The sequence below is a fragment of the Roseivirga spongicola genome (assembly GCF_001592965.1).
Classification (GTDB): Bacteria; Bacteroidota; Bacteroidia; order Cytophagales; family Cyclobacteriaceae; genus Roseivirga; species Roseivirga spongicola.
The window spans coordinates 1,322,711-1,345,229 of sequence record NZ_LRPC01000001.1 but is presented as its reverse complement, the minus strand read 5'-3'; the positions used below and the strand labels follow the sequence as shown (position 1 = coordinate 1,345,229).

Annotated in this window: 20 protein-coding genes; 9 read left to right on the top strand and 11 right to left on the bottom strand. The window is 40.9% G+C overall.

Going from position 1 to position 22,519, the window contains the following annotated elements; genetic code table 11:
• The first annotated feature begins 35 nt into the window (after window positions 1-35).
• Window positions 36-521: a hypothetical protein gene (locus tag AWW68_RS05865; RefSeq protein WP_185101208.1), complete on the top strand. Its 486-nt coding sequence runs from the start codon at window positions 36-38 to the stop codon at window positions 519-521.
• A 115-nt stretch (window positions 522-636) separates the two neighbouring features.
• Window positions 637-2,439, top strand: coding sequence for a M61 family metallopeptidase (locus AWW68_RS05860; protein WP_068217732.1), 1,803 nt, complete (start codon window positions 637-639; stop codon window positions 2,437-2,439).
• A gap of 478 nt (window positions 2,440-2,917) precedes the next feature.
• Here the strand turns inward: AWW68_RS05860 and clpB are convergent, their stop codons facing one another.
• Complete coding sequence (gene clpB / locus AWW68_RS05855; protein WP_068218510.1) at window positions 2,918-5,560, bottom strand: ATP-dependent chaperone ClpB; 2,643 nt, start codon at window positions 5,558-5,560, stop codon at window positions 2,918-2,920.
• A 148-nt stretch (window positions 5,561-5,708) separates the two neighbouring features.
• Between clpB and AWW68_RS05850 the strand changes: the two genes are divergently transcribed.
• Together AWW68_RS05850 and rlmN are read left to right on the top strand one after the other, a co-directional pair.
• Window positions 5,709-6,131 carry an acyl-CoA thioesterase gene (locus AWW68_RS05850; protein WP_068217729.1) on the top strand — a complete coding sequence of 141 codons (423 nt, stop codon included), beginning with the start codon at window positions 5,709-5,711 and terminating at the stop codon, window positions 6,129-6,131.
• Window positions 6,132-6,148: 17 nt separating this feature from the next.
• On the top strand, window positions 6,149-7,195 hold the full coding sequence (gene rlmN, locus AWW68_RS05845) for a 23S rRNA (adenine(2503)-C(2))-methyltransferase RlmN (protein WP_068217726.1): 1,047 nt from the start codon (window positions 6,149-6,151) through the stop codon (window positions 7,193-7,195).
• 160 nt (window positions 7,196-7,355) lie between these two features.
• Here rlmN and AWW68_RS05840 read toward each other — a convergent pair whose 3' ends face one another.
• The 4 genes from AWW68_RS05840 to AWW68_RS05825 are packed head-to-tail and all read right to left on the bottom strand — an operon-like array spanning window position 7,356 to window position 11,280.
• Entirely contained in the window at window positions 7,356-8,267 is a 912-nt protein-coding gene (locus AWW68_RS05840; RefSeq protein WP_068217723.1) for a rhomboid family intramembrane serine protease, read from the bottom strand.
• Between the two features lies 1 nt (window position 8,268).
• Window positions 8,269-9,066 carry a rhomboid family intramembrane serine protease gene (locus AWW68_RS05835; RefSeq protein ID WP_068217720.1) on the bottom strand — a complete coding sequence of 266 codons (798 nt, stop codon included), beginning with the start codon at window positions 9,064-9,066 and terminating at the stop codon, window positions 8,269-8,271.
• A gap of 5 nt (window positions 9,067-9,071) precedes the next feature.
• The gene (mutL, locus tag AWW68_RS05830) at window positions 9,072-10,910 is read right to left on the bottom strand and encodes a DNA mismatch repair endonuclease MutL (RefSeq protein WP_068217716.1); all 1,839 of its coding nucleotides are present in this window, start codon (window positions 10,908-10,910) and stop codon (window positions 9,072-9,074) included.
• Window positions 10,911-10,923: 13 nt separating this feature from the next.
• A complete protein-coding gene (locus tag AWW68_RS05825) occupies window positions 10,924-11,280 on the bottom strand; it encodes a hypothetical protein (protein ID WP_068217713.1) in 357 nt (118 codons plus the stop codon).
• An 81-nt stretch (window positions 11,281-11,361) separates the two neighbouring features.
• On the opposite strand from AWW68_RS05825, the gene AWW68_RS05820 reads away from it, so the two are divergent.
• Genes AWW68_RS05820 through AWW68_RS05810 form a run of 3 tightly spaced genes read left to right on the top strand, consistent with a single transcriptional unit; the run spans window position 11,362 to window position 16,243 of the window.
• Window positions 11,362-14,280: a glycoside hydrolase family 3 N-terminal domain-containing protein gene (locus tag AWW68_RS05820; protein WP_068217711.1), complete on the top strand. Its 2,919-nt coding sequence runs from the start codon at window positions 11,362-11,364 to the stop codon at window positions 14,278-14,280.
• Window positions 14,281-14,321: 41 nt separating this feature from the next.
• The gene (gene bshA, locus AWW68_RS05815; RefSeq protein ID WP_068217708.1) at window positions 14,322-15,458 is read left to right on the top strand and encodes an N-acetyl-alpha-D-glucosaminyl L-malate synthase BshA; all 1,137 of its coding nucleotides are present in this window, start codon (window positions 14,322-14,324) and stop codon (window positions 15,456-15,458) included.
• Entirely contained in the window at window positions 15,458-16,243 is a 786-nt protein-coding gene (locus AWW68_RS05810) for an NAD(P)-binding domain-containing protein (protein WP_068217705.1), read from the top strand. The genes bshA and AWW68_RS05810 overlap by 1 nt, the downstream gene beginning before the upstream one ends.
• Here the strand turns inward: AWW68_RS05810 and AWW68_RS05805 are convergent.
• From AWW68_RS05805 to AWW68_RS05780, 6 genes are all read right to left on the bottom strand, one after another.
• Window positions 16,240-16,419: a hypothetical protein gene (locus tag AWW68_RS05805; RefSeq protein ID WP_068217702.1), complete on the bottom strand. Its 180-nt coding sequence runs from the start codon at window positions 16,417-16,419 to the stop codon at window positions 16,240-16,242. The two genes, AWW68_RS05810 and AWW68_RS05805, sit on opposite strands and share 4 nt — an antisense overlap.
• Before the next feature lie 135 nt (window positions 16,420-16,554).
• On the bottom strand, window positions 16,555-16,977 hold the full coding sequence (locus AWW68_RS05800; RefSeq protein WP_068217698.1) for a DUF1761 domain-containing protein: 423 nt from the start codon (window positions 16,975-16,977) through the stop codon (window positions 16,555-16,557).
• Between the two features lie 21 nt (window positions 16,978-16,998).
• Entirely contained in the window at window positions 16,999-17,451 is a 453-nt protein-coding gene (locus tag AWW68_RS05795) for a hypothetical protein (RefSeq protein ID WP_068217695.1), read from the bottom strand.
• Window positions 17,452-17,499: 48 nt separating this feature from the next.
• Window positions 17,500-18,393, bottom strand: coding sequence for a MerR family transcriptional regulator (locus AWW68_RS05790; RefSeq protein WP_068217692.1), 894 nt, complete (start codon window positions 18,391-18,393; stop codon window positions 17,500-17,502).
• A 71-nt stretch (window positions 18,394-18,464) separates the two neighbouring features.
• A complete protein-coding gene (locus AWW68_RS05785; RefSeq protein WP_068217690.1) occupies window positions 18,465-19,163 on the bottom strand; it encodes an energy transducer TonB in 699 nt (232 codons plus the stop codon).
• Entirely contained in the window at window positions 19,160-19,642 is a 483-nt protein-coding gene (locus AWW68_RS05780) for an RNA polymerase sigma factor (protein ID WP_068217687.1), read from the bottom strand. The genes AWW68_RS05785 and AWW68_RS05780 overlap by 4 nt, the downstream gene beginning before the upstream one ends.
• A 232-nt stretch (window positions 19,643-19,874) precedes the next feature.
• On the opposite strand from AWW68_RS05780, the gene AWW68_RS05775 reads away from it, so the two are divergent.
• Together AWW68_RS05775 and AWW68_RS05770 are read left to right on the top strand one after the other, a co-directional pair.
• Window positions 19,875-20,972: a vWA domain-containing protein gene (locus AWW68_RS05775; protein WP_068217683.1), complete on the top strand. Its 1,098-nt coding sequence runs from the start codon at window positions 19,875-19,877 to the stop codon at window positions 20,970-20,972.
• 1 nt (window position 20,973) lies between these two features.
• The gene (locus AWW68_RS05770; protein WP_068217680.1) at window positions 20,974-22,509 is read left to right on the top strand and encodes a magnesium chelatase; all 1,536 of its coding nucleotides are present in this window, start codon (window positions 20,974-20,976) and stop codon (window positions 22,507-22,509) included.
• The last annotated feature ends 10 nt before the right edge of the window (window positions 22,510-22,519 follow it).

Below are 22,519 nucleotides of genomic sequence, written 5' to 3'. Positions count from 1 at the left end.
TGACAAAGCCAATTAGCCTACTAACATATAAGATAGTGACATTGCCCTATATTCAACAAATTGACGTTAATGAGAGTATTGATTGGGCAATCGAAATGATTGAGTTGGGTTATGAAAGCCTAACATTATATATGCTTTCAAGCTTCAGTAAACCAGCGAATTACTTCGAAATAATTAAATATGTAACAGAAACTGTTGACGAGCTAGGGCTGACACTTAAGGATGGGGAAGAAGCAATATTAAGTTACGCTGGTTATTATGTCTATCAAATTGCTAAAGGACATAAAGTCAGAGAGAACTTAACAGAGATTTACACATTTTGTCAGAGCAGAAATTATGAAGGTTTAATTTATGACTTCCACCTTCTCCATTGGGCTTGGGATCAACTTGATTACGAGGATAGTAAATTCAATCATTACTGGAGTGGAGCAACAAGAGCGAATATTGAAACAATCGTAATTGAAGAGTCAAAAAAATGGCTTAAAAAAAATGAAATGCATTTTGCTCAATCAATCACTTAGCTTTTCATCCAGAAATCATTTCTCCGTGCAAAAAAAGACCAACATTACGTTACAAACTAAAACCCTATTTTAGCAAGCCTAATCTCTAATTGAGGTCGAAGTCAAAACAAATATTATGAAAAAACTACTGCTTACTACTTTACTAATCTCCTGTCTCACCAGTTTCCTTATTTCTCAAACATACAACGAATACGAGGTGTCTTTCGACAATCGTGTTCACCATGAGGCAAACATCAAAGTCACTTTTAGCAACCTCGAAAACAAGGTGCTGGAAGTACGCATGAGTCGCAGCTCTCCTGGCCGATATGCCGTGCATGAGTTCGCTAAAAACGTGTATTCTGTGAAAGCAACTGACGGAAAGGGTAAAGAATTGGCGGTTACCAGATCGAACCCTCATCAGTGGGATATTGCCGGCCATGACGGCACCGTAGTTTTTGAATATACCTTGTTCGCTAATCGTGCGGGAGGAACCTATTCTGGAATTGACGAAACTCACGCTCACCTGAACATTCCTGCTACCTACGTTTGGGCAAGAAATTATGACCATCGCCCAGTAAAAGTCAAGTACAATTTACCAGCCGGTTCAAACTGGAAAGTAGCTACTCAAATGAAGGATTTGGGCAACGACACCTTCTATACTCCTAACACTTACTACTTTATGGATAGCCCAACGGAAATTGCCGACTTCCATTTAAGAGAAAGAATGGTAGATGGCCAGAATATTCGTTTAGCACTTCACACCTCCGCCACCGATTCGGAAGTAGATGCTTATTTCGAAGAGTTAATTGGCATTGTAGAACAACAGGCTGCTGTTTTCGGTGAACTTCCAGATTTCGATTTTGGTGAATACACATTCCTTTCTTGTTACGTACCAAATGCCAGCGGTGATGGTATGGAGCACAGAAATTCAACCTATGTTGTTTCTGGTAAACCAAACGACCGACCATTGGGCAGCACTTCAATGGGTACTATTTCTCACGAGTTTTTCCATGCTTGGAATGTGGAGAGAATCCGTCCTGCTTCTTTGGAGCCATTTAGCTTTGAAGATGCTAATATGAGTGGCGAGCTTTGGTTTGCCGAAGGTTTCACCAGCTATTACACCAACTTGATCAGAGCCCGCTCTGGTAGCATTACAGCCGAGCAATACGTAAACGGATTGGGTGGTGCTGTTAGCTATGTAATCAATGCTCCGGGCAGAAAATACTTCAACCCAATTGAGATGAGTTACCGCGCTCCGTTTGTAGATGCCGCCAGCTCAATCGACCCAGACAACAACTCAAACATCTTCATCTCTTACTACACTTATGGTTCAGTGCTTGGTTTGGCGCTAGATATGTCACTCCGCACTATGGACAATGGCAAAAACCTAGACGACTTTATGAAGCATGTTTGGAAAACTCAGGGTAAGCCAGAAATTCCTTACTCTGTGCGTGACCTTCAGGCCAGATTAGCTGAATATGCTGGGGAAAGCTTTGCGAATGAATTCTTCAGCAAACATATCTTCAAAAGTGAGATGCCAGATTATGAGCGCTTATTCAAGAAAATGGGCGTAGTTTTCCAAAACCCAAATGCAGGAGCTCCTACCTTAAATGCTTTTGTTAGGGTAAGAGAAGGAGTCGGACAACTAGCACAAAATGCCATTGTTGGTACTCCGCTTTATGAAGCAGGTATTGAGAAGGAAGATAAAATCTTAAGCATTAACGGAACAGCGCTTTCAACTTTTCAAGGTAGAAGTGTGGATGAACTGATTGCCGACAAAAAACCAGGCGATGTCATTGAAGTTGAAATCGATCGATGGGGCACGAAAATGACCAAGAAAGTGACTATCGCTGAAACTCAAAATATGCGTTCTAGCTGGGATGCCAATGCGAATGCTGCCGCTCAAAAAAGAAGAGAAGAGTGGTTAAAGGCGAAGTAGTGGGTATGAGTACATAGACTTTAGTAATTAGTACATAGATATTAGACAAAGAGCTCTGGAGTGATTCAGGGCTTTTTTGTTACTCAAATAATCTCCGCAGATTTTGCGGAGATTGGGAGAACTATTCTCCGCATAAAATGAAAGCCGCTCGACTTCGCTTAACTTCCATTGTATAAGTAAGGAATCATTATGATGTTTTTCATGCTGAGCGAAGCCGAAGCATCAGCCAAGAATACTACTTGGCCGATCCCTCGGTTACACTCGGGATGAAAAATGGTTGAATAATTCATTAAAGCAAAAAGGCTCCGAAGAGCCTAAAAAGTCGTCTGACCACTTCGAGTGGTCTGACGATTAACCTATACTAGTAACTAATTCCCCTCCTTTTTTCAAGGTGGGGCTAGGGGTGGTTACAATTCCTCCACCTTCTCAGACCCCTTCCAATCCTTCCCCTTAAAAGGGGAAGGCCACAGCATGCGAGTTACTTACCTAAGTAATCATCACTTTTGGTAGAATCGGCCGGAGCTTCAACGTTCACAAACTCAATCTCCTGATCAGGGCTGAGCTCAACGCTTACCACAGAATCCTTGGTGATTTTATCTGCCAGAATCTGCTTACTCAGCTCGTTCAGCACTTTTCGCTGAATCACTCGCTTCAATGGTCTGGCTCCAAACTGCGGATCCCAACCAAGTTCTCCGAGGTAATCGAGCACCTCATCTGTTGCTTCAATCTCAACTCCGTTTTCATGCAGCTGCTTTTGAATGAGTCCGAACTGAATTCTTACAATCTGACGGATGTTCTCCTTATTCAATGGCATGAACATGATGGTCTCATCAATTCTGTTCAGGAACTCTGGTCTCACTGATTTCTTCAGTAAGTCGAACACTTGAAGCTTAGTCTCATCGATTACCTCCAGCACATTGTCTTCATTGATCTTCTCAAAATTGTCCTGAATCAAACCAGAACCAATATTGGTAGTCATGATGATGATGGTGTTCTTAAAGTTCGCCACGCGACCTTTGTTGTCAGTCAACCTTCCATCGTCAAGCACCTGCAAGAGAATATTGAAAGCATCAGGATGCGCCTTTTCAATCTCATCCAAAAGAATGACTGAGTAAGGCTTTCTTCGAACTGCTTCAGTCAACTGACCACCTTCATCGTAACCGACATAGCCCGGAGGCGCTCCAATCAATCGAGATACCGCATGACGCTCCTGATACTCTGACATATCGATTCGCACCATGTTGTTCTCATCGTTGAAGAGATACTCTGCAAGAGCTTTGGCCAGCTCTGTTTTACCTACACCGGTTGTTCCTAGGAAGATGAATGAGCCAATCGGACGTTTTGGGTCTTGCAAACCAGCACGGCTTCTTCTCACCGCATCAGATAAGGCTGCAATGGCTTCTTTCTGCCCAGCTACTCGTTTACTCAATTCTTCTTCGAGATGAAGCAATTTGTCACGCTCCGACTGAAGCATTTTAGAAACCGGAATGCCCGTCCACTTGGCTACTACTTCAGCAATATCCTCCGAGTCAACCTCCTCTTTCAGCAAGGATTTCTCTCCTTGCATCTCCTTCATTTTCTGCTTGTACTGCTCCAGTTGCTGCTCAGCTTCTGTTATTTTTCCGTAACGAATTTCTGCCACTCTCCCGAAATCGCCTTCACGTTCGGCTTTCTCTGCTTCAGATTTATATCTATCGATATTCTCTTTTTCAGCTCGAATACCAACAATTACTTCCTTTTCATTCTCCCACTTGGCTTTAAGATCATCACGCTTCTCAGAGAGGTCAGCAATTTCCTTGGAGAGTACAGACTCTTTGTCTTTGTTTTTCTCTCTACGGATGGCCTCACGCTCAATCTCCAATTGCATGATTTTACGGTTTAGCTCATCCAACTCTTCAGGTAGAGAATCGATCTCAATCCTCAACTTAGAAGCTGCTTCATCCATTAAATCGATCGCCTTATCAGGTAAGAAACGATCTGAAATGTATCTGCTGGAAAGCTCAACGGCAGCGATAACCGCATCGTCCTGAATTCTCACCCCATGGTGAACTTCATACTTCTCTTTAATACCACGAAGGATCGAAATGGCATCTTCTTGATTCGGCTCATCTACAATCACCGACTGGAATCTACGCTCAAGCGCCTTATCCTTCTCTATGTATTTCTGATATTCCTTTAAAGTAGTCGCACCGATGGCATGCAACTCACCTCTGGCTAGGGCAGGTTTCAGCAAGTTGGCTGCATCCATAGCTCCTTCTCCACCACCGCCTGCACCAATCAAGGTGTGAATTTCATCGATAAAGAGAATGATCTCTCCGTCAGAATCTTGCACCTCTTTGATCACGGCTTTCAGCCTTTCTTCGAATTCACCTTTATACTTGGCGCCTGCTACTAGCAGACCCATATCTAGCGAAATCAAAGTCTTACTTTTCAGATTTTCAGGAACGTCACCATCTACAATTCGCTGAGCCATTCCTTCCACTATAGCTGTTTTACCGACACCTGGTTCACCCAAAAGAATTGGGTTGTTTTTGGTTCTCCTCGAAAGAATTTGAAGTACCCTTCGAATCTCTTCATCTCGACCAATTACTGGGTCAATTTTTCCAGACTTAGCCAGCTCGTTCAAGTTTTTAGAATAACGATTGAGAGACTGGTATTTTGACTCGGCATTTTGATCAGTGACCGAACTTCCTCCTCTCAACTCTTTAATGGCTGTAATCAGTTGCTTTTCGGCAAAACCAAGCTCTTTGAGTAGGCCACCTACTTTTTCCTTTCCTTTTAACAAACCTAGAATGATGTGCTCAACCGCTACGAATTCATCTCCAAATTCTTTAAGATAATCCATAGACCTGGTCAAGGCTGCGTGTGCATCGTTCGATAGGTAAGGCTGCTGACCACTGACCTTCGGATAGCTATTCACTATCTCATCTAGGCGAATGTCTAGCTGCCCTTTGTTTACTCCCAATTTCTTCAATAAGAATGAAATTACATTCTCATCGATGAGCAGAATGGCCTTCAACAAATGGCCTGGTTCAATAGCCTGCTGTTGGTTTCCGCTGGCTATCTCGGCCGCCTTCTGAATGGCTTCCTGCGACTTGATTGTATATTTCTTAAAATCCATTGTTTTATGTTTTCTCCTTTGAGGCATTTCTGCCGCAGAGCATTAATCAAAACATAATCCAACTCTATTTTTCGGAAATTATGGCTGCATTTTCATGGATTGAACCACGTATTCGGCCATTTTGTCCTAGATTGCAACAAAAATTTATATGGCCAGAATTAAGTTAGACCTACCAGAACAGTTCATTTTTGAAACTTCCATCAAAGTTAGGATTGGAGATATAAACTATGGAGGTCACTTAGGAAACGATGCGGTGCTAAGCCTTATGCATGAAGCCAGGTTTCGCTTTTTCAATTCACTTGGTTACAAAGACGAAATCAGCATTGATGGTGTCGGCACTATTCAAGCCGATACAGCCATTGTTTACAAAGGAGAAGCTTTTCATGGCGATGAAATCTCCATTAAAATTGCGATTCAGGATATCTCAAGAAAGAGTTTTGATGTCTTCTACTTGCTAAGCTGTGGTGGAAAAGAAATTGCTAGGGCTAAAACGGGAATTGTTATGTTCGACTACGGCCAAGGTAAGGTCTGCAGCATCCCTGAAAACTTCCTAACAAAGATTCAAAACTAGAGTGCTACCTTTGCAGCATGGAGGCACAGGTAAAGAAGCAGGATATTAGAAAATTGAGTCTGGAAGAAATTCAGGACTTTTTTGTTTCCATTGGCGACAAAGCATTTCGCGCCAAGCAAGTTTATGAATGGCTATGGAAGAAATCGGCTAAAGATTTCGACCAAATGACCAATATTTCTCTGCAAACCCGTGAGCTTCTGAAAGAGCATTTCGCTATCAATCACATTAAGGTAGATGAGATGCAACGGAGCTCTGACGGTACCATCAAAAATGCGGTAAAACTGCACGATGGAATGATAGTGGAGTCAGTACTCATTCCGACAGAATCTAGAATTACTGCGTGTATCTCTTCTCAGGTAGGTTGTAGCCTCGATTGTAATTTCTGCGCGACTGCACGTCTTAAGCGCATGAGAAACCTTAATGCCGATGAAATTTACGATCAGGTAGTAGCCATTAAAGACGAAGGAGAACTTTACTTTGACCGCCCATTGACCAACATTGTATATATGGGAATGGGAGAACCTCTGTTGAACTACAAAAACGTTCTCGAATCGATTGATAAAATCACTTCTCCCGATGGTCTAGGTATGTCTCCAAAGCGTATTACGCTCTCTACAGTGGGTATTCCTAAAATGATTAAGCAACTGGCTGATGATGAAGTGAAATTCAACTTAGCGGTTTCGCTTCACTCGGCTATTGATGAAACCAGAAGCAAAATGATGCCTATCAATGATAAAAGTAATTTGGCTGAGTTGGCTGAGTCACTTCAATATTGGCATCGAAAAACTGGCAGAAAAATCACTTTTGAATACGTGGTGTGGAAAAACATCAATGACGATGAAAGACATGCCAAGGCTCTAGCTAAATACTGTGGAAAAGTGGCTTCTAAGGTGAACATCATTGAATATAACCCCATTGATGATGGCGAATACCAACAAGCTGACCCTAAAAGTCTAGATATGTATCAACGTATTTTGGAGGCTAAAGGAATTATAGTAAACGTTCGTAGAAGCCGAGGTAAAGATATTGATGCCGCTTGCGGGCAGTTAGCGAATAAAAGCTGACCACCCCTAGCCCCTCCTTGAAAAAAGGAGGGGAATTAGTTTAGATGAATCTTTAAGGCTTAGTCCTCCAATTGGTAAGGGGAGGTTATCGAAGACTACAGACTGGAATTTGCCTCTCCGTTTTCCAATTAACTATTCAACTGATAACTGACCAAAAGGGTCAATCTTTGCTGGCGTTAAAAAGCTTCTGCTTTTCTTCTTTGCTTAATGCATCGTAGCCTTTTTCTGAGATCTTATCTAGAATAGCATCTATTTCATCTTGAGAGCTTTTTGATTTAGCCTCTGCTTTGGCTTTTGCCTTGGATGAAGATCTTCCAGAAGTAGTTTTAGCCTTTTTATAGCTTACCTTAATCTTGGGTTGCGGCTTGAATAGGCTTTTCACCCAAGTGATAATGCTTACAATTGGTTTACTCCAGTCGCTTCCTCGCTGTAATTGCTTAATACTCAAGTAGCCAACCAATGCACCACCTAGGTGAGCAATTTCGCCCCCAGCATTTGAGCCAGTACTCTGAATAAAGGAGATAAATACCGTTACAGCTGCAATGTACTTGAGCTTCACGGGACCTAAAAAGATTAAATTAATCGCAAAGTTTGGTTGAAAAGTAGCTGCACCAACCACTATAGCCACTACTCCGCCAGAAGCACCTAGCAGATAAGAACCCATTACCTGATTCTCAAAATAAGGCATTACGTTGTAGGCCAAAAGATAGAGCAACCCTCCACCAATCACACCCCACACATAAAGTCCTAAAAGCTTATTCTGGCCTAGATATTCAGAGATAATTCTTCCAAACCAATACATATACAACATATTGAAAAGTATGTGGAAGAAGCCTTTGTGGAAGAAGCCATAAGTAATCAAAGTCCACGGCTGAGTGAGCAAGGTGCTTAGGTTCGAAGGCAACATGAGGTAATTGCCAATAGCATCGAAAGTTGCTCCCTGACCTGCAAAAGTGAAGAACACATTGATTACAGCAAAGGCAAGAAAAATCACCACATTCACTATGATGATTTGATTTAACACATTGCCTGTTTTAAAGGCCAGTTTAAAATCGTCTAAAATACTGTTCATTCTAGTAGAAATTATTCCGCTGTTTTTTCCAAACCCTAACTAAGAAGAAGGCAATAATTGCACCTCCAATATGTGCCAAGTGAGCAACATTATCGCCTGGAGCACGCTGTAATTCGGCAAAAACCTCGTACAAAATATAGACTGTCACCAGATACTTCGCCTTGATTGGAAAAGGAATAAAGAGTAAGAAAAGTTCTGTATTGGGGAAGAATAGAGCGAATGCTGCTAGAATGCCAAAGACAGCACCAGAGGCACCAACCATGTTATAATTTCCCTGAATATCATAAAGCCTTTGTGCCAAACTTACTGAATCTCTTTTAAGCTCAGCAGAGTTAGGGTTTCGAGAATACTGATCGACAAACTCATAAATCTGAGGGTTTAGGTTCGAGCCATGATCTATTAAAAGCCTATTAAAATCATCAGGATTAGGGTCTTGAACGTAAGCTTCAACATCTCGCTGAACAGCACTCACCTCTACATAATTTACGGCAGTATAGAAGAGTCCTGCTCCTACTCCTGTTACCATATAAAGAATCAAAAACTTCTTAGGTCCTAAGAACTGTTCTAACAGTGGGCCAAAAATAAAGAGGGCAAACATGTTTCCGAATATGTGCATAATGCTTGTTGTACTATGCAGGAACATGTAGGTAACAAACTGATATGGCTTAAACTCAGGAGCCGAAACGTAATATAGGCCGAAGTAATCGCCTAAATCTAATTTAAAAAATCCCTGGAGCAGAGCTATACCAACATTGATAATCAATAGGTTCTTTACCAGAGGTGTAAGTCTTCCAAACATATAGGTTAGTTAAAAAACTGGTCTACTTTATCTAATTCTAGAATGAAGGTAGTCTTTTTACCTTCAGGAGAATAATTCGGGCTTTTGCAGGCAAACAGCTGATCTATAATTGAGCTCATTTCTTGAGCACTCAAACTTGTCCCTACCTTCAATGCCGAACGCTTAGCAATTGCTCTAGCAATATTCTCGTCATTTGATATACTCAATTCCGACTGATTAAGTTTAAACTGTTCGATAAAGCCCTCAAAAAGAGCCTTTTCATTAACAGATTTAAGATCGGCTGGCACCCCATTAATTACAATGGAGTTATCGCCAAAGTCGGAAAACTCAAAGCCAATGGCATTCAGCTCTTCACGAATATCATGGATAAGACTGAAGTCTGCAGAATTAAGTTTCAGGCTTTGCGGAAATAACGCTTGCTGAGAAGCTCCGCTTCTTCTGGAAATTTGGTTTAAAAATTTCTCATAGAGAATACGCTCATGAGCCGCTTGTTGAGCTATTAGCATCAGCCCAGACTTCACATGGGTAGCAATGTATTTCTTATGAATCTGGAAATAAGAAGCATCTGGCTTTTGACTGACCTTCTCTTCAGAAACATTTGCCGCACTACCTAGCGTAATGGTACTTTGCGCTTCTGGGTGAATTTCCATTTGTCTATTCGACTCTTCTTGCTGAGAAATCTCTGTCTTCAATCCTTCATAAAGCTTCTCCCAGTGACTTGTATCTTGTTTTCTTTCAAAAGTCTTGAACTGAGAATAATCTCTATCTGCGGCAGATGTACTTTTTACTGGTTCGGATTTGGGTGCAAAGTTGGCGAAGTTCACATCTTGACTAAAGTCTATTGCCGGTGCTATATTGTGAGTTCCTAAGGCTTGCCTTACGGCTGCTCTAATTACAGCATAGACGGTTCTTTCGTCATCGAACTTAATTTCCGTTTTAGTCGGATGAACGTTGATATCAATATGCCTTGGATCTATCTCAATGAACAAGGTATAGAACGGAAAACTACCCTCGGGAAGTAGGTTCTCAAAAGCGGTCATCACCGCATGGTTTAGGTAGTTGCTCTTGATGAATCGGTTGTTCACGAAGAAAAACTGCTCTCCACGAGTCTTCTTTGCAAACTCCGGCTTACCTACATAACCATAAACCTTCATCAGGTCGGTTTCTTCTTCGCAAGCCGCCATTTGGTCTTGGTATTTCTTCCCAAAAATACCGACAACCCGCTTGCTCAACTTACCTGATGACAGCTGGTACATCTCCAAATCGTTCTGATATAGAGACATGGCTACTTCAGGATTCGCTAGCGCTACTCGCTGAAATTCATCAACGATATGACGCATTTCAACCGCGTTCGACTTTAAGAAATTTCTTCGGGCCGGAACGTTAAAGAATAAATTCTTTACGCAGGTTAAAGTACCTACAGGAGTAGAAACGGGTTCTTGCTTTTTTACTTCCGAAGCCTCAATCTGAATAAGAACGCCTAATTCATCTTCTTCTCTTCTCGACTTTAATTCTACCTGAGCCACCGCGGCAATAGATGCCATGGCCTCTCCACGGAAACCCATGGTTTTAATAGCGAAAAGGTCTTCAGCAGAACTAATTTTAGAAGTTGCGTGGCGCTCAAAGCACATTCTGGCATCGATATGCGACATACCTTTGCCGTTATCTACCACCTGAATCAATGCTTTTCCAGACTCTTTAATGATGAGCTTTACATCGGTAGAGCCCGCATCGATTGAGTTTTCGAGCAATTCTTTAACAACAGAAGCAGGCCGCTGAACAACCTCACCGGCAGCAATCTGATTCGCAATGTTATCAGGAAGTAATTTTATTATATCGGACATCTAAAATTGGTCGTCACTTTCTTAAGCGCTTCCAAAGATAGAATGGAATGGCTAGCAAGACCAGATAAAATATTTCTTTACCTACGTACAAGTAGCCGCCAATCATAAAAATAAGGATGACCATAATGATTAGACGCAACACAATTGTCTGATCCACACCATTTCCCGTGGCATGTTTCATGTTTTTGCGGAAAGAACCTTCAATTCTAGAGCGATAACCAGGATCTACAGTTTTAGCATCAGACATACCCATTTCTGCCTTAATTCGGGAAGTACGATTTTCTATGTCTTCCTTCACCGGATCATAATATCTCGGCTCAATGTGAAATCTCTGATATCTAGCTTTTTTGAATAGTCCTGGTAAATTCATTATATCAATACTACCTATTTGGCGTTCTGTTAATACGTAAATTTATAGTTTATTTGCTCTTACTAAAAGCCTAACGCCCTGATGTTCAAAAAAGTTACCTTATTCACTACTTTCTTAGTTATACTAACCAGCTCGCTCTCAGCCCAAAAATTCTATCATAAAATAGATACCGTGGCTCAAAAGCAATGGGCCGATAGTGTATTTAATGCGTTAACGCCTGAGGAAAGATTGGGGCAACTTTTCATGGTAGCTGCTTACTCTAACAAAGACCAAAAGCATGTAAACGAAATTAAAGAGCTCGTTAGCAACTATCATATTGGAGGGCTCATCTTCTTTCAGGGCGGACCTTACAGGCAGGCAAAGCTCAACAATGAATATCAGGCATTAGCAAAAGTACCTTTGGCCGTAGCAATGGACGCTGAATGGGGCATTGGTATGCGTCTAGACAGCGTTTACGACTTTCCCAAGCAAATGACTCTCGGGGCTATTCAGGATAAAAAATGGATTTACGAAATGGGGAAAGAGGTGGCCAACCAATTCCACGCGCTAAATATGCATATCAATTTCGCCCCTGTGGTAGATGTTAATGTAAACCCAAATAATCCAGTAATCGGATATCGTTCTTTCGGAGAAGACAAAGTGGAAGTAGCTCTAAGAGGAAGTGCCTACATGAAAGGACTGCAAGACCATGGCATTATGGCCAACGCCAAGCACTTCCCTGGCCATGGAGACACTGGAGTAGACTCGCATTATGACCTCCCAGTAATTAAGCATTCTAAAAGTAGAATGACTGAAACCGAACTCTACCCTTTCAAAGAACTCATGCGCGATAGCCTAATGAGTGTAATGGTGGCTCATTTGCAAGTACCTGCCTTCGATAGTGCCAAAAATACACCTACCACCCTGTCTAAAAATGTGGTCACTGACCTTCTAAAAGGTGAACTTGGCTTTGAAGGCTTAGCTTTTACCGATGCCATGAATATGCAAGGAGTGGCCAAATATTACGAACCTGGAGAGGCAGATGTAAAGGCGCTACAAGCAGGAAATGACATTATCCTTTTTCCTTTAGATGTGCCGAAGGCCATGAAGCAAATTGAGAAGGCACTCAAGAAAGGAACACTTACTCAAGAAATGCTAGATGAGAGAGTGCTGAAAGTTTTGAAAGCGAAATATTGGTTCGGACTGAATGAATATGAGCCAATTGAAACAGCCAATCTAACTAAGAGAATCAATAACGACTATGCGAAATACCTTAACCGAATTCTCTACCAAAAAGCCATAACGCTTGTTGATAACACCGACTTATTGATCCCTACCATTCAGTTGGAAGACACCAAATTTGCTTCCTTGAGCTTAGGAGGAAATGACAACCAAATCTTTGAAAACATGCTGGGCAAGTATGCCAAGTTCGACCACCTAAAGATAGACTCACTAAACGAAGCAAGCCTAGAAAAGGCAGCCCAGTTCGACAAGGTGGTTATATCTGTTCATGGCATAACCAACTCGCCAAGAAAACAGCATGGAGTTAAAACCGAAGAAGTTGAGTGGATTAAAAAGCTTCAGCAAAAAACGCAGGTGATTGTTGTGGTAATGGGCAATGCTTATTCACTCAAATATTTCGAAGGGGTTAAGAATATTATTTGCACTTACGAAGACAACGAAATCACTCAAGAGGTAACTCCACAAATCATTTTTGGTGCTTTAAAGGCTGAAGGTAGGCTTCCTATTACTGCAGGGAAAAGCTTCAAAGCAGGTATGGGAATTGAAACCCTAACCACTAACCGACTTAGCTACGGAATGCCAATAGAGGCAGGAATGAGTATAGATTCTTTGAGAAAAATTGACCAGATTATTGAAGATGCTATTAAAGAGAAGGCTACTCCTGGTGCTCAATTTTTAGTAGCCAGAAAAGGCAAGGTTATATATCAGAAGAACTATGGTCACCAGACCTACCAAGAGGAAAAACCAATTACTGACCAAACCATTTACGACATAGCCTCAGTAACTAAAGTGGCTGCAACCACGCAAATATTAATGAAGCTTTATGACGAAAAGAAAGTAGACATTAACAAACCCATTGGCTACTACTTGGAAGAACTGAGAGGTACTAATAAGGAAAATCTTCTTTTAAGAGATATCCTTACGCATCAAGCTGGCTTAAAACCTTACATTCCTTTTTGGGAGAAAACAGTGACTAAAGGTGAATTAAACACCGACTATTTTAATGATGCTCCCGGCCCAAACCATAATTACAGAATTCAAGAAAAAAACCTTCCTGTTGCTTTGGCAGATTCGGTATGGAAATGGACCATCACTTCTGATCTTCGGTCTATGCCAAGAGGTAAAAAGAAGTACGACTACCTTTATTCTGATCTCGGTTACGAAATTATTTTCCACCTCATTGAAAGCATTATTGAGGAGCCAATTGAGACCTACCTCATTAAAGAATTTTACCAGCCACTAGGCATGAGCCGAACCATGTATTTGCCTAATGAAAAGGGCTATTACTCAGAAGTGGCTCCTACAGAAGTAGATGCTTATTTCAGAAATACCATTGTATGCGGAACGGTTCACGATCAAAACGCCACATTAATGGGCGGAGTAGCTGGCCATGCCGGTCTCTTTAGCAACGCCAATGATTTAGCAATTCTTCTTCAGATGAATATGCAAATGGGTCAGTATGCCGACAAAAAGTACCTAAATGCTTGGACCATACCAATTTTCACAACTCCACAGAGCATGGAAAACCGAAGAGGCTTGGGCTGGGACAAACCAATTACTGGAACAGAAGACGGCCCAACAAGTAAGTATGCCTCGGCTAGCACATTTGGCCATACGGGCTTTACAGGCGCATCTGTATGGGCAGACCCGGCAGAAGAGCTTGTTTTTGTTTTCCTCTGTAACAGAACTTATCCAGATAGTGAAAACTTTAAGCTGATAGAAGAGAACGTAAGAACTAGAATTCAAGACATGGTCTATCAGTCAATCTTGGAACCTTAGCAGGAGTTTCTGAGTTTAACCTCCAACATGACTTTTAATTAATGAAAATAGGTATTGTTTGTTACCCTACGTTTGGGGGAAGTGGTGTGGTAGCCACAGAATTGGGAAAAGGATTAGCAAAAAATGGACATGAAGTACATTTTATCACTTACTCTCAACCCACTAGGTTAGACTTTTTTAATGAGAACCTATTTTACCACGAAGTGAACATTCGTTCTTACCCACTTTTTAAATATCCACCTTATGAGTTGGCTTTAGCCAGTAAAATGGTAGATGTAGCCAAGAATGAAAAGCTAGACTTACTGCACGTGCATTATGCCATTCCTCATGCTTCGGCAGCGGTTTTGGCAAAGCAAATTTTAAAAACAGAAGGCATTCAAATTCCAGTAGTAACTACACTCCATGGAACTGATATAACATTAGTAGGAAAAGATCCTTCATACGAACCAGTGGTTACCTTCAGCATAAATCAATCTGATGGCGTTACGGCTGTTTCTGAAGACCTTAAAAACGATACTTATAAGCACTTTAATATCACCCGTGAAATTAAGGTAATTCCTAACTTCATAGATTTAGAGAAGTTTCAGCGTCAGCGCAAAGACCATTTCAAAATGGCCATTTGCCCCAACGGTGAAAAGCTCATTGTGCACACCTCTAACTTCAGAAAAGTAAAGCGTGTGGACGATGTGGTTAGAATCTTCAAGAAAATCTCTGAGACCATTCCGGCCAGATTACTTCTTGTAGGCGATGGCCCCGAAAGAGGCCATATTGAAGGTCTTTGCAGAGAGTTAGGTATTTATGACGAAGTTAGATTCTTAGGGAAATTAGAGGCGGTGGAAGAAGTACTTTCTGTTGCCGATTTGTTCTTAATGCCTTCAGAAAAAGAAAGCTTTGGTTTGGCAGCTTTGGAAGCTATGGCCTGTCAAGTTCCGGTAATTTCGTCTAACGCTGGGGGAATTCCTGAGCTTAATGTAGATGGAGTAACTGGCTTCACAGCAGATATTGGTGATGTAGAAACCATGACGGAAAAAGCTCTCTTCATTCTAAGCGAAGAAAACCTCGATAACTTTAAGAGAAACGCCCTAGAGAGAGCAAAAGAGTTTGATATAGACAAAGTACTTCCGCTTTATGAAGCGCATTACAATCAGGTTCTGGAGTCTGTTTTAGAAGCACATTAATGCAGGTAAGTATAATTGGTTGTGGTTGGTTGGGGCTTCCTTTAGCTAAAAGCCTAATTCAAAAAGGCCATGAAGTAATCGGTAGCACCACATCTGCTGATAAGCTTAAACAGCTAAAAGAAGCAGGAATCACACCTGTTCAATTCAAGCTAGAACCCATGCCAGTGGGCGAAGATTTCAACCTATTGTTTGAATCAGAATTGGTGATTATTAATATTCCTCCTGGCCGGAAGAAAAACCCACCACACTTTTATGCTGAACAGATTAAGTACCTGAAGTATCAGCTGCAAAACTCAAAGGTCAAGAAAGTCATTTTCATCAGCTCTACCTCCTTCTACCCTAATACCAATAACACCGTAGACGTAAACACCAATTACGATTTTGCCAACGGATCATCTAAAGCTGTTGTAAAAGGAGAGGAACAGATATCGGCTATTTCTCAAGAGCTTATTATTCTCCGCTGTGGAGGACTAATGGGTGATGATAGAATTCCTGGAAAATGGTTTGTGGGCAAAGAGACACAAGGAGCAGACACACCAGTTAATTATGTGCATAGAGACGATGTTATTGCTACAATTGAAGGCCTTATTGAAGGTTGGCCGCAAGCACAAAAAGTCTTCAACCTAGTTTCAGATGATCATCCGACTAGAAAAGAAGTACACGAGAAAATGGCTGAGAAATACGGGTTTGAACTACCCAAATGGGTGGAACCTTCAACTATTCAGTCAAAAGTAGTAGAAAGTAGCTTTAAGGAGTCTGGGTTAAAGTCTCCTCTAAATTTTTAGGCTGCATCTATCAACTCTAAGAAGCCTTCGCCTCTCTTCAACTGCTGATACGCTTTAATTTGATTGAGCCTTTTCTTAACCTGCTCATAGTGTTCAAACTCTTGAAGCGCTTTTTGAAATCCTTGTTGGTATACTTCCGGTGAAAGTACTGCCTTCTTTGTTGTTGTCGGAATCATGGTTTGTTAAACTAGAATAACTTCTATTAAGTTTTACCTAGCCGCTCAACGAAACAAGACTAAAAAAAGGTTCACGATCATTAAAATAAATATTTAGGCTACTGTAAAAACCACTTCATACAATAGCCTAAACAACTAGTGCCAAGCACCTAAGATTATACCAACAATGGTATAAGCAATGATGTGGTAAAAGGAATCGATAAGCATTAAGGAAGCAGACTTTCTGGCAAAAAGATAGTTCATACAGGTAGAAGGTAGTATAAAGAAAATACCCGTCATTAGACCATACATAGCGCCCATTGTAGCATCCATAGGGTTTTCGGGGTCGGTGCCAAAGCCAAAGAAAAAGATGGCCATACCTACAGAAATGATTAGAGCAAAAACGAAAGCCGACCCAAAGAGTTTGCCCATGTTGGCGTTCTTCATTTCATCATCGGACAAGCCGACACCTTTTTGCCAAGCCTTTCCAAAAACAGGGCCGTACCAGATGGCTCCAAGAGCAAAAAATGCAACAGCAGCAACGAGCACTGCAATCCAATTAATAGCAGAAAAATCCATAGTTATTTGATTTGGTTAAAATCAGTCTACCTTTTTAATCTGTACACCAGAATAAAAATCATCTTCTTGGCCATCTGTATCCCAATCGAGATATCCTTCAAAAAGCCCCTTTCCCTCTTGCCATTGAAATAAATAACCTGTTGTTTGCCCCTGCTCAGTAAAGTATAACGAATCCTTTTTGAGCTCCCACTTTCCGGATGTCTTCTGCAAAACCGAACCATCTAAATTATAGTAGATAGATTCGAAAGTTCCATCTGGCTTGTATGTGGTATTAATTGGTTTAATCTGAAGAATTTCTTCCCACTTACCTGCTGGTACAGAAAAGACAGAGTCTATTTGTCCGTCTAGCGCATCAATATCTACCCGAACAGATTCATTGTACCATTCTCCTAGCAAATATTCTTCATTATTTTTTGTTGAGCATGATACTATACTAAGCACCAAGAAACATATGAGTGTTGACCTTTGACCCATTACTAAAGTTTTAGTGAAAGATAAGAATTAATACCGATTATACCGTATTTACTCCGTTAACATTTCAATTAGGTCTTCTACCTCAGAAATAAGCCGAACATTCTTCGGAAAATCTAGCTCATCCATAAAGTATGGATTGCCACTGATTAGTATTTTTTTCTCTTCGAACTTTTCAGACAACTCATAAACGTATGCTTGGGTGTCGATTTTAGAAGCTGGTGCTTTTACAAAGGTCAGAAGTACATCTGGTTTGGTAATTTCAGTTACCTGTTTTAAATCTCTGAAGGGAATATCTGCGCCAAGATAAATACACTGGCGACCTCTATTTTTAAGCAAATAGGTAAAGAGAAGAATGAGTAGATCGCTGAACTCTGATTTAGGTAGGAAAAGTAAGTACTTTTCGCCTGTCTTTTTTCTGTCTATCAATCCATCTATGGCTACTATCACCTTCTGGCGAATGAGCTGATAGATAAAGTGCTCCTGAGCAGTTGACACCTCTCCTACTCTCCACATTACCCCAATGCGCTTCAGAAAAGGGTAAATTATCTTGGTAATTGTTTCTTCAAAACTGCGTTGCAGTAAGCTACCGCTAATAATTTTTTCAAACCTTTGCTCGTCTAGCTCAAGCATGGCAAGAACGAGCTCATTTACCGCTACACTCAGATGATTATCCTCTTTGGTTTGAAGGCCTTTCTCCGCTACCTCTTTTAGGTTTTTGTTGAACTCCTCATCAGACATTGAGCAGATATGAGATATTCGGAAGCCATTTTCTACCAACAGGGTAACATTGAGCAAATACTTCAACTGACTTTCATCGTAATAGCGAATGTTGGTCTCAGTTCTTTTGGGTGTAAGCAGTTGATACCTCTGCTCCCAAATACGTATAGTATGAGCCTTTATTCCCGAAAACTTTTCTAGATCTTTGATTGAGTATTTTACCAAGGTGCCTCACTTTACTTCGAAAGGTAATAAAAATAGACTCCTTTTGCACTGCCTGGCAGCAGCAACCCTTGCTAATTAGAATCGAGCGTAAAAGTAACCTTGAGCTTTAAAAAGTCTTCTTGGGCTTCTCCGGAATATGTGGCTGGCTTCCAGTTTTTATATTGCTTAATTACTCTAATGGCTTCTTCGTCAAAATATCTACCTAATGACTTACTTATTTTAAAGTCTTCTGTCTCTCCTTTTCTATTCACTTTAAAACGAACCTCAACGAAACCCTCAATGGAGTCGTCTAGTAATTCTTTTGGATACTCTAGTTCGCGATCTACAAACTGCAAAAAAGCTTCAGTAGAAGGTAATGGACTGGCTCTAACTAACAAATCTTCATAATGCAAAGGAGATGACGTGAATTCATCGTTTACTTGATCTAGTTGTTCAACCTGCCCCTTAATCTCAGCCCTATCTAAGCTATCTATATGAATTTGACTGTTTTTTTCTAGTTGCTGTTCTATTTTTGTGTCTTCATTCACTGGTTCCTTCACCGGAAACGGATTAACACCAAGCACCCCAAAACAAAGCGCACTTCCACTAACTAATATACCTACCGAACCCAACACCAGAGACTTTATTGTCACTCCCCCCTTTAAAGCCGATGAACTTATACCAAACTCGCTAAAGCTCTTAGATGCTTCCAGAGCTTCATTAAAATTCTTTGCTGATTCTATACGCTCAGCAGAGGGAGTCTCAGATTTTCTTACAAACCTATAACTCATCTCACAGTACGTTTAAAATGTTTTTTCATCCTCTTCAATACTCTATAAGTTCTGGTCTTAGCATTACCTTCTGTGATGTCTAAAATGTATGCTATTTCTGCAAAACTTTTCCCCTCAAAAAAACGTAACTCTACCAATTCCAATTCTCTTGGCTTTAGTTTACCCAAAGCTTCAGGAAGTAAGGCCAGCCATAATTCCTTATCACTTTCTTCCAACTCTACCTCAAAAGCTAGGTCATGAGTAGCATATTTTTCCAAACTCACGGTTCTACTCTTCTTTTGAGCTCGGAAATAATCATAACAACAATTAATAGCAACTCTAGTGAGCCAAGCAGAAAACGGATAACCCTTATATTTAAACTTTTCAATATTCACTAAAGCCTTTCCAAAAGACTCTGAAGTTATTTCGGCTGCTAATTCAAAATCTTGTACTCTATTAAAAACTGTCCTGAATACTTGTTCGAAATACTTCTCATACAAAGGCTCAAAGAACCTTTTATCTTGCTTAGATTTCTCTATCAGTTCAATTTCTGTTAAAGCACTATACTCTTTTTTGGCTAAAGTTTCGATGTTAGAGATTATTAAGTTATTGAATCATTAACGCTTTCAGAGGTAAAAGAAACAACTTACACCATAACACATTAAAAAAATGGGTTCAGGAATTAACACCAAGTTAAACCAATTTTATCACTGTCGCGTTGTGTAGGTGCTCATGAAAGGATACCGCTTCTCTAAATTCATTCCGCAAAAAGCGCAAGGCGAATCGGCCTTCGATAATTTGTTAAACATTTTCCTTCAGTTGGTTAGTATTACTGGTGGAGATGTTTCTGAGGCATTAGCTTGGCTTACCAACCTAGACAATCAGTATAATCTAACTGATGGTCAATATGGAATTGGCGACTTCATTGATGACCTAAAAGAGAAAGGTTATATCTCAGAAGAAAACCAAGAAGGCAAGTTCGATGTAACAGGAAAAACAGGTCAGCAGATTCGAAAATCAGCCCTTGAAGAAATTTTCGGTAAGCTAAAAAAGTCAGGAAAAGGCCAACACAAAACCAACTTCTCAGGAACTGGTGATGAAATGGGCACCGACCGAAGACCTTTTGAGTTTGGCGATTCGCTTCAGCAAATTGCCATGACAGACTCCATCAGGAATGCTCAAATCAACAATGGTTTCGGAGATTTCATGATGACAGAAAACGATCTGGAAGTACAGGAAACGGAATTCAAAACGCAGACCTCCACGGTACTGATGATTGATATTTCTCACTCCATGATTCTGTATGGTGAAGACCGAATTACTCCAGCCAAAAAAACGGCTATGGCTTTGGCAGAACTCATCACCACTAAATACCCAAAGGATACGCTAGACGTGATTGTTTTCGGTAATGATGCTTGGCAAATAGACATTAAAGATCTGCCTTACTTACAGGTTGGCCCTTACCATACCAATACCATAGCCGGACTAGAGCTAGCCATGGATATTTTAAGGCGAAGAAAGAATGCGAACAAGCAGATTTTCATGATTACCGATGGCAAACCAACTTGTATGAAAGTGGGTATCAAATACTACAAAAATGCCTTCGGCTTAGACCCAAAGATTCTCAATAAGACACTCAATTTGGCAACTCAATGCCGAAGACTACATATTCCGGTAACTACTTTTATGATTGCATCAGACCCATACCTGAAACAGTTCGTACAAGAGTTCACCAAAACTAACAACGGCAACGCCTATTACAGTAGCCTGAAGGGCCTTGGCCACCTAATATTCGAAGATTATAAACGAAATCGCAGAAAGAACTTCTAAGATGAAATACGACCAATTGACCTCCGATCAATTATTAAAAATAAAGACCATTGGCGAACTGAAAGCCGCGGGTTACGAGAGTAAATCAGTAAAGCAAGAACTGAGAGACAACCTAATTACCAAGCTCAAAGCTAAAGAGCCTACTTTCGAGGGCATCTGGGGCTATGAAGACACTGTAATTCCAGATATTCAACGAGCCATCCTGTCTATGCACAACATGAACCTTTTAGGTTTGAGAGGGCAGGCAAAAACAAGGATTGCCAGACAGATGACGGCCTTGTTAGATGAATACATTCCCTTCATTAAAGGCTCAGAATTGAATGATGACCCTTTGCAGCCCTTGAGCCGATTTGGTCACGATCAGGTTTCTGAACATGGTGATGATACTGAAATTGCATGGCTTCACCGTTCGGAAAGATATGCCGAAAAACTGGCTACTCCAGATGTATCTATTGCCGACCTTATTGGAGATGTCGATCCAATCAAAGCAGCTTCTCTCAAGTTGCCTTATTCCGATGAAAGAGTGATTCATTACGGGTTAGTGCCAAGGTCTCACAGATCTATTTTCGTGATCAACGAATTACCTGATTTACAGGCGAGAATTCAGGTGGCACTTTTCAACATTCTTCAAGAAGGCGATATTCAGATTCGTGGTTTCAAATTACGTTTGCCATTAGATATTCAGTTTGTGTTTACCGCTAACCCGGAAGACTATACAAACAGAGGAAGTATTGTAACTCCGTTAAAAGATAGAATCGATAGCCAGATCATTACACACTATCCAAAAACGCGCGAAATCAGTAAGCAGATCACTGTCCAAGAGGCGAAAATTAAGGAGCCTCAGAAAGAGCTAGTGGTTGTCAATGAGCTTGCTCAAGACCTAATTGAACAAGTAGCTATTGAAGCAAGAGACAGCGAATATGTAGATGAGAAAAGTGGTGTTTCGGCACGCCTGACTATTTCAGCCTATGAAAACTTGATTAGCGCTGCCGAAAGAAGAGCCTTGCTCAATGGTGAATCGCAAACCTATGTTCGAGTTTCAGATTTCATAGGAGTGATTCCAGCCATAACCGGAAAAGTTGAGCTGGTCTATGAAGGTGAACAAGAAGGTGCTGGCATTGTAGCTCACAATTTGGTCGGAAAAGCAGTTCGTACTCTTTTTACAGACTACTTCCCTAAGCCAGACGACAAAGACAAGAACAAAGAGCAGAAGGAAAATCCATACAAAACCATTATTGAATGGTTCGGTGAAGGATTCACCTTAGATCTGATAAACGATCTGACTAACGAGCAGTACGAACAGGCGCTCAATGCAGTTCCAGGTTTGGCAGATTTGATAGAGTCGCATCACAAAAAGGCCAGTAAGCACGAAAAGCTATTTTTAATGGAGTTTATGCTTCATGGTTTGGCCGAGTACAGCAAGCTTAGTAAATCTCCATTAGATACTGGCACTCGCTTCAAAGACCTTCTTAGCAGCATGTTTTCTATGCCTGACTTTGGAGAGTTTGAAGATGAGGACGAAGATGACGATCAGTAATATTTAGCAG

What these genes read in the sequence shown, in the direction of transcription:
- AWW68_RS05770 (WP_068217680.1), top strand. Translation starts at nt 20,974, where the DNA reads ATGAAATACGACCAATTGACCTCCGATCAATTATTAAAAATAAAGACC.
- AWW68_RS05850 (WP_068217729.1), top strand. Translation starts at nt 5,709, where the DNA reads ATGGCCAGAATTAAGTTAGACCTACCAGAACAGTTCATTTTTGAAACT.
- rlmN (WP_068217726.1), top strand. Translation starts at nt 6,149, where the DNA reads ATGGAGGCACAGGTAAAGAAGCAGGATATTAGAAAATTGAGTCTGGAA.
- AWW68_RS05785 (WP_068217690.1), bottom strand. Translation starts at nt 19,163, where the DNA reads ATGAGTTATAGGTTTGTAAGAAAATCTGAGACTCCCTCTGCTGAGCGT.
- AWW68_RS05825 (WP_068217713.1), bottom strand. Translation starts at nt 11,280, where the DNA reads ATGAATTTACCAGGACTATTCAAAAAAGCTAGATATCAGAGATTTCAC.
- AWW68_RS05840 (WP_068217723.1), bottom strand. Translation starts at nt 8,267, where the DNA reads ATGAACAGTATTTTAGACGATTTTAAACTGGCCTTTAAAACAGGCAAT.
- bshA (WP_068217708.1), top strand. Translation starts at nt 14,322, where the DNA reads ATGAAAATAGGTATTGTTTGTTACCCTACGTTTGGGGGAAGTGGTGTG.
- AWW68_RS05835 (WP_068217720.1), bottom strand. Translation starts at nt 9,066, where the DNA reads ATGTTTGGAAGACTTACACCTCTGGTAAAGAACCTATTGATTATCAAT.
- clpB (WP_068218510.1), bottom strand. Translation starts at nt 5,560, where the DNA reads ATGGATTTTAAGAAATATACAATCAAGTCGCAGGAAGCCATTCAGAAG.
- AWW68_RS05805 (WP_068217702.1), bottom strand. Translation starts at nt 16,419, where the DNA reads ATGATTCCGACAACAACAAAGAAGGCAGTACTTTCACCGGAAGTATAC.
- AWW68_RS05820 (WP_068217711.1), top strand. Translation starts at nt 11,362, where the DNA reads ATGTTCAAAAAAGTTACCTTATTCACTACTTTCTTAGTTATACTAACC.
- AWW68_RS05775 (WP_068217683.1), top strand. Translation starts at nt 19,875, where the DNA reads ATGAAAGGATACCGCTTCTCTAAATTCATTCCGCAAAAAGCGCAAGGC.
- AWW68_RS05810 (WP_068217705.1), top strand. Translation starts at nt 15,458, where the DNA reads ATGCAGGTAAGTATAATTGGTTGTGGTTGGTTGGGGCTTCCTTTAGCT.
- AWW68_RS05800 (WP_068217698.1), bottom strand. Translation starts at nt 16,977, where the DNA reads ATGGATTTTTCTGCTATTAATTGGATTGCAGTGCTCGTTGCTGCTGTT.
- mutL (WP_068217716.1), bottom strand. Translation starts at nt 10,910, where the DNA reads ATGTCCGATATAATAAAATTACTTCCTGATAACATTGCGAATCAGATT.
- AWW68_RS05860 (WP_068217732.1), top strand. Translation starts at nt 637, where the DNA reads ATGAAAAAACTACTGCTTACTACTTTACTAATCTCCTGTCTCACCAGT.
- AWW68_RS05795 (WP_068217695.1), bottom strand. Translation starts at nt 17,451, where the DNA reads ATGGGTCAAAGGTCAACACTCATATGTTTCTTGGTGCTTAGTATAGTA.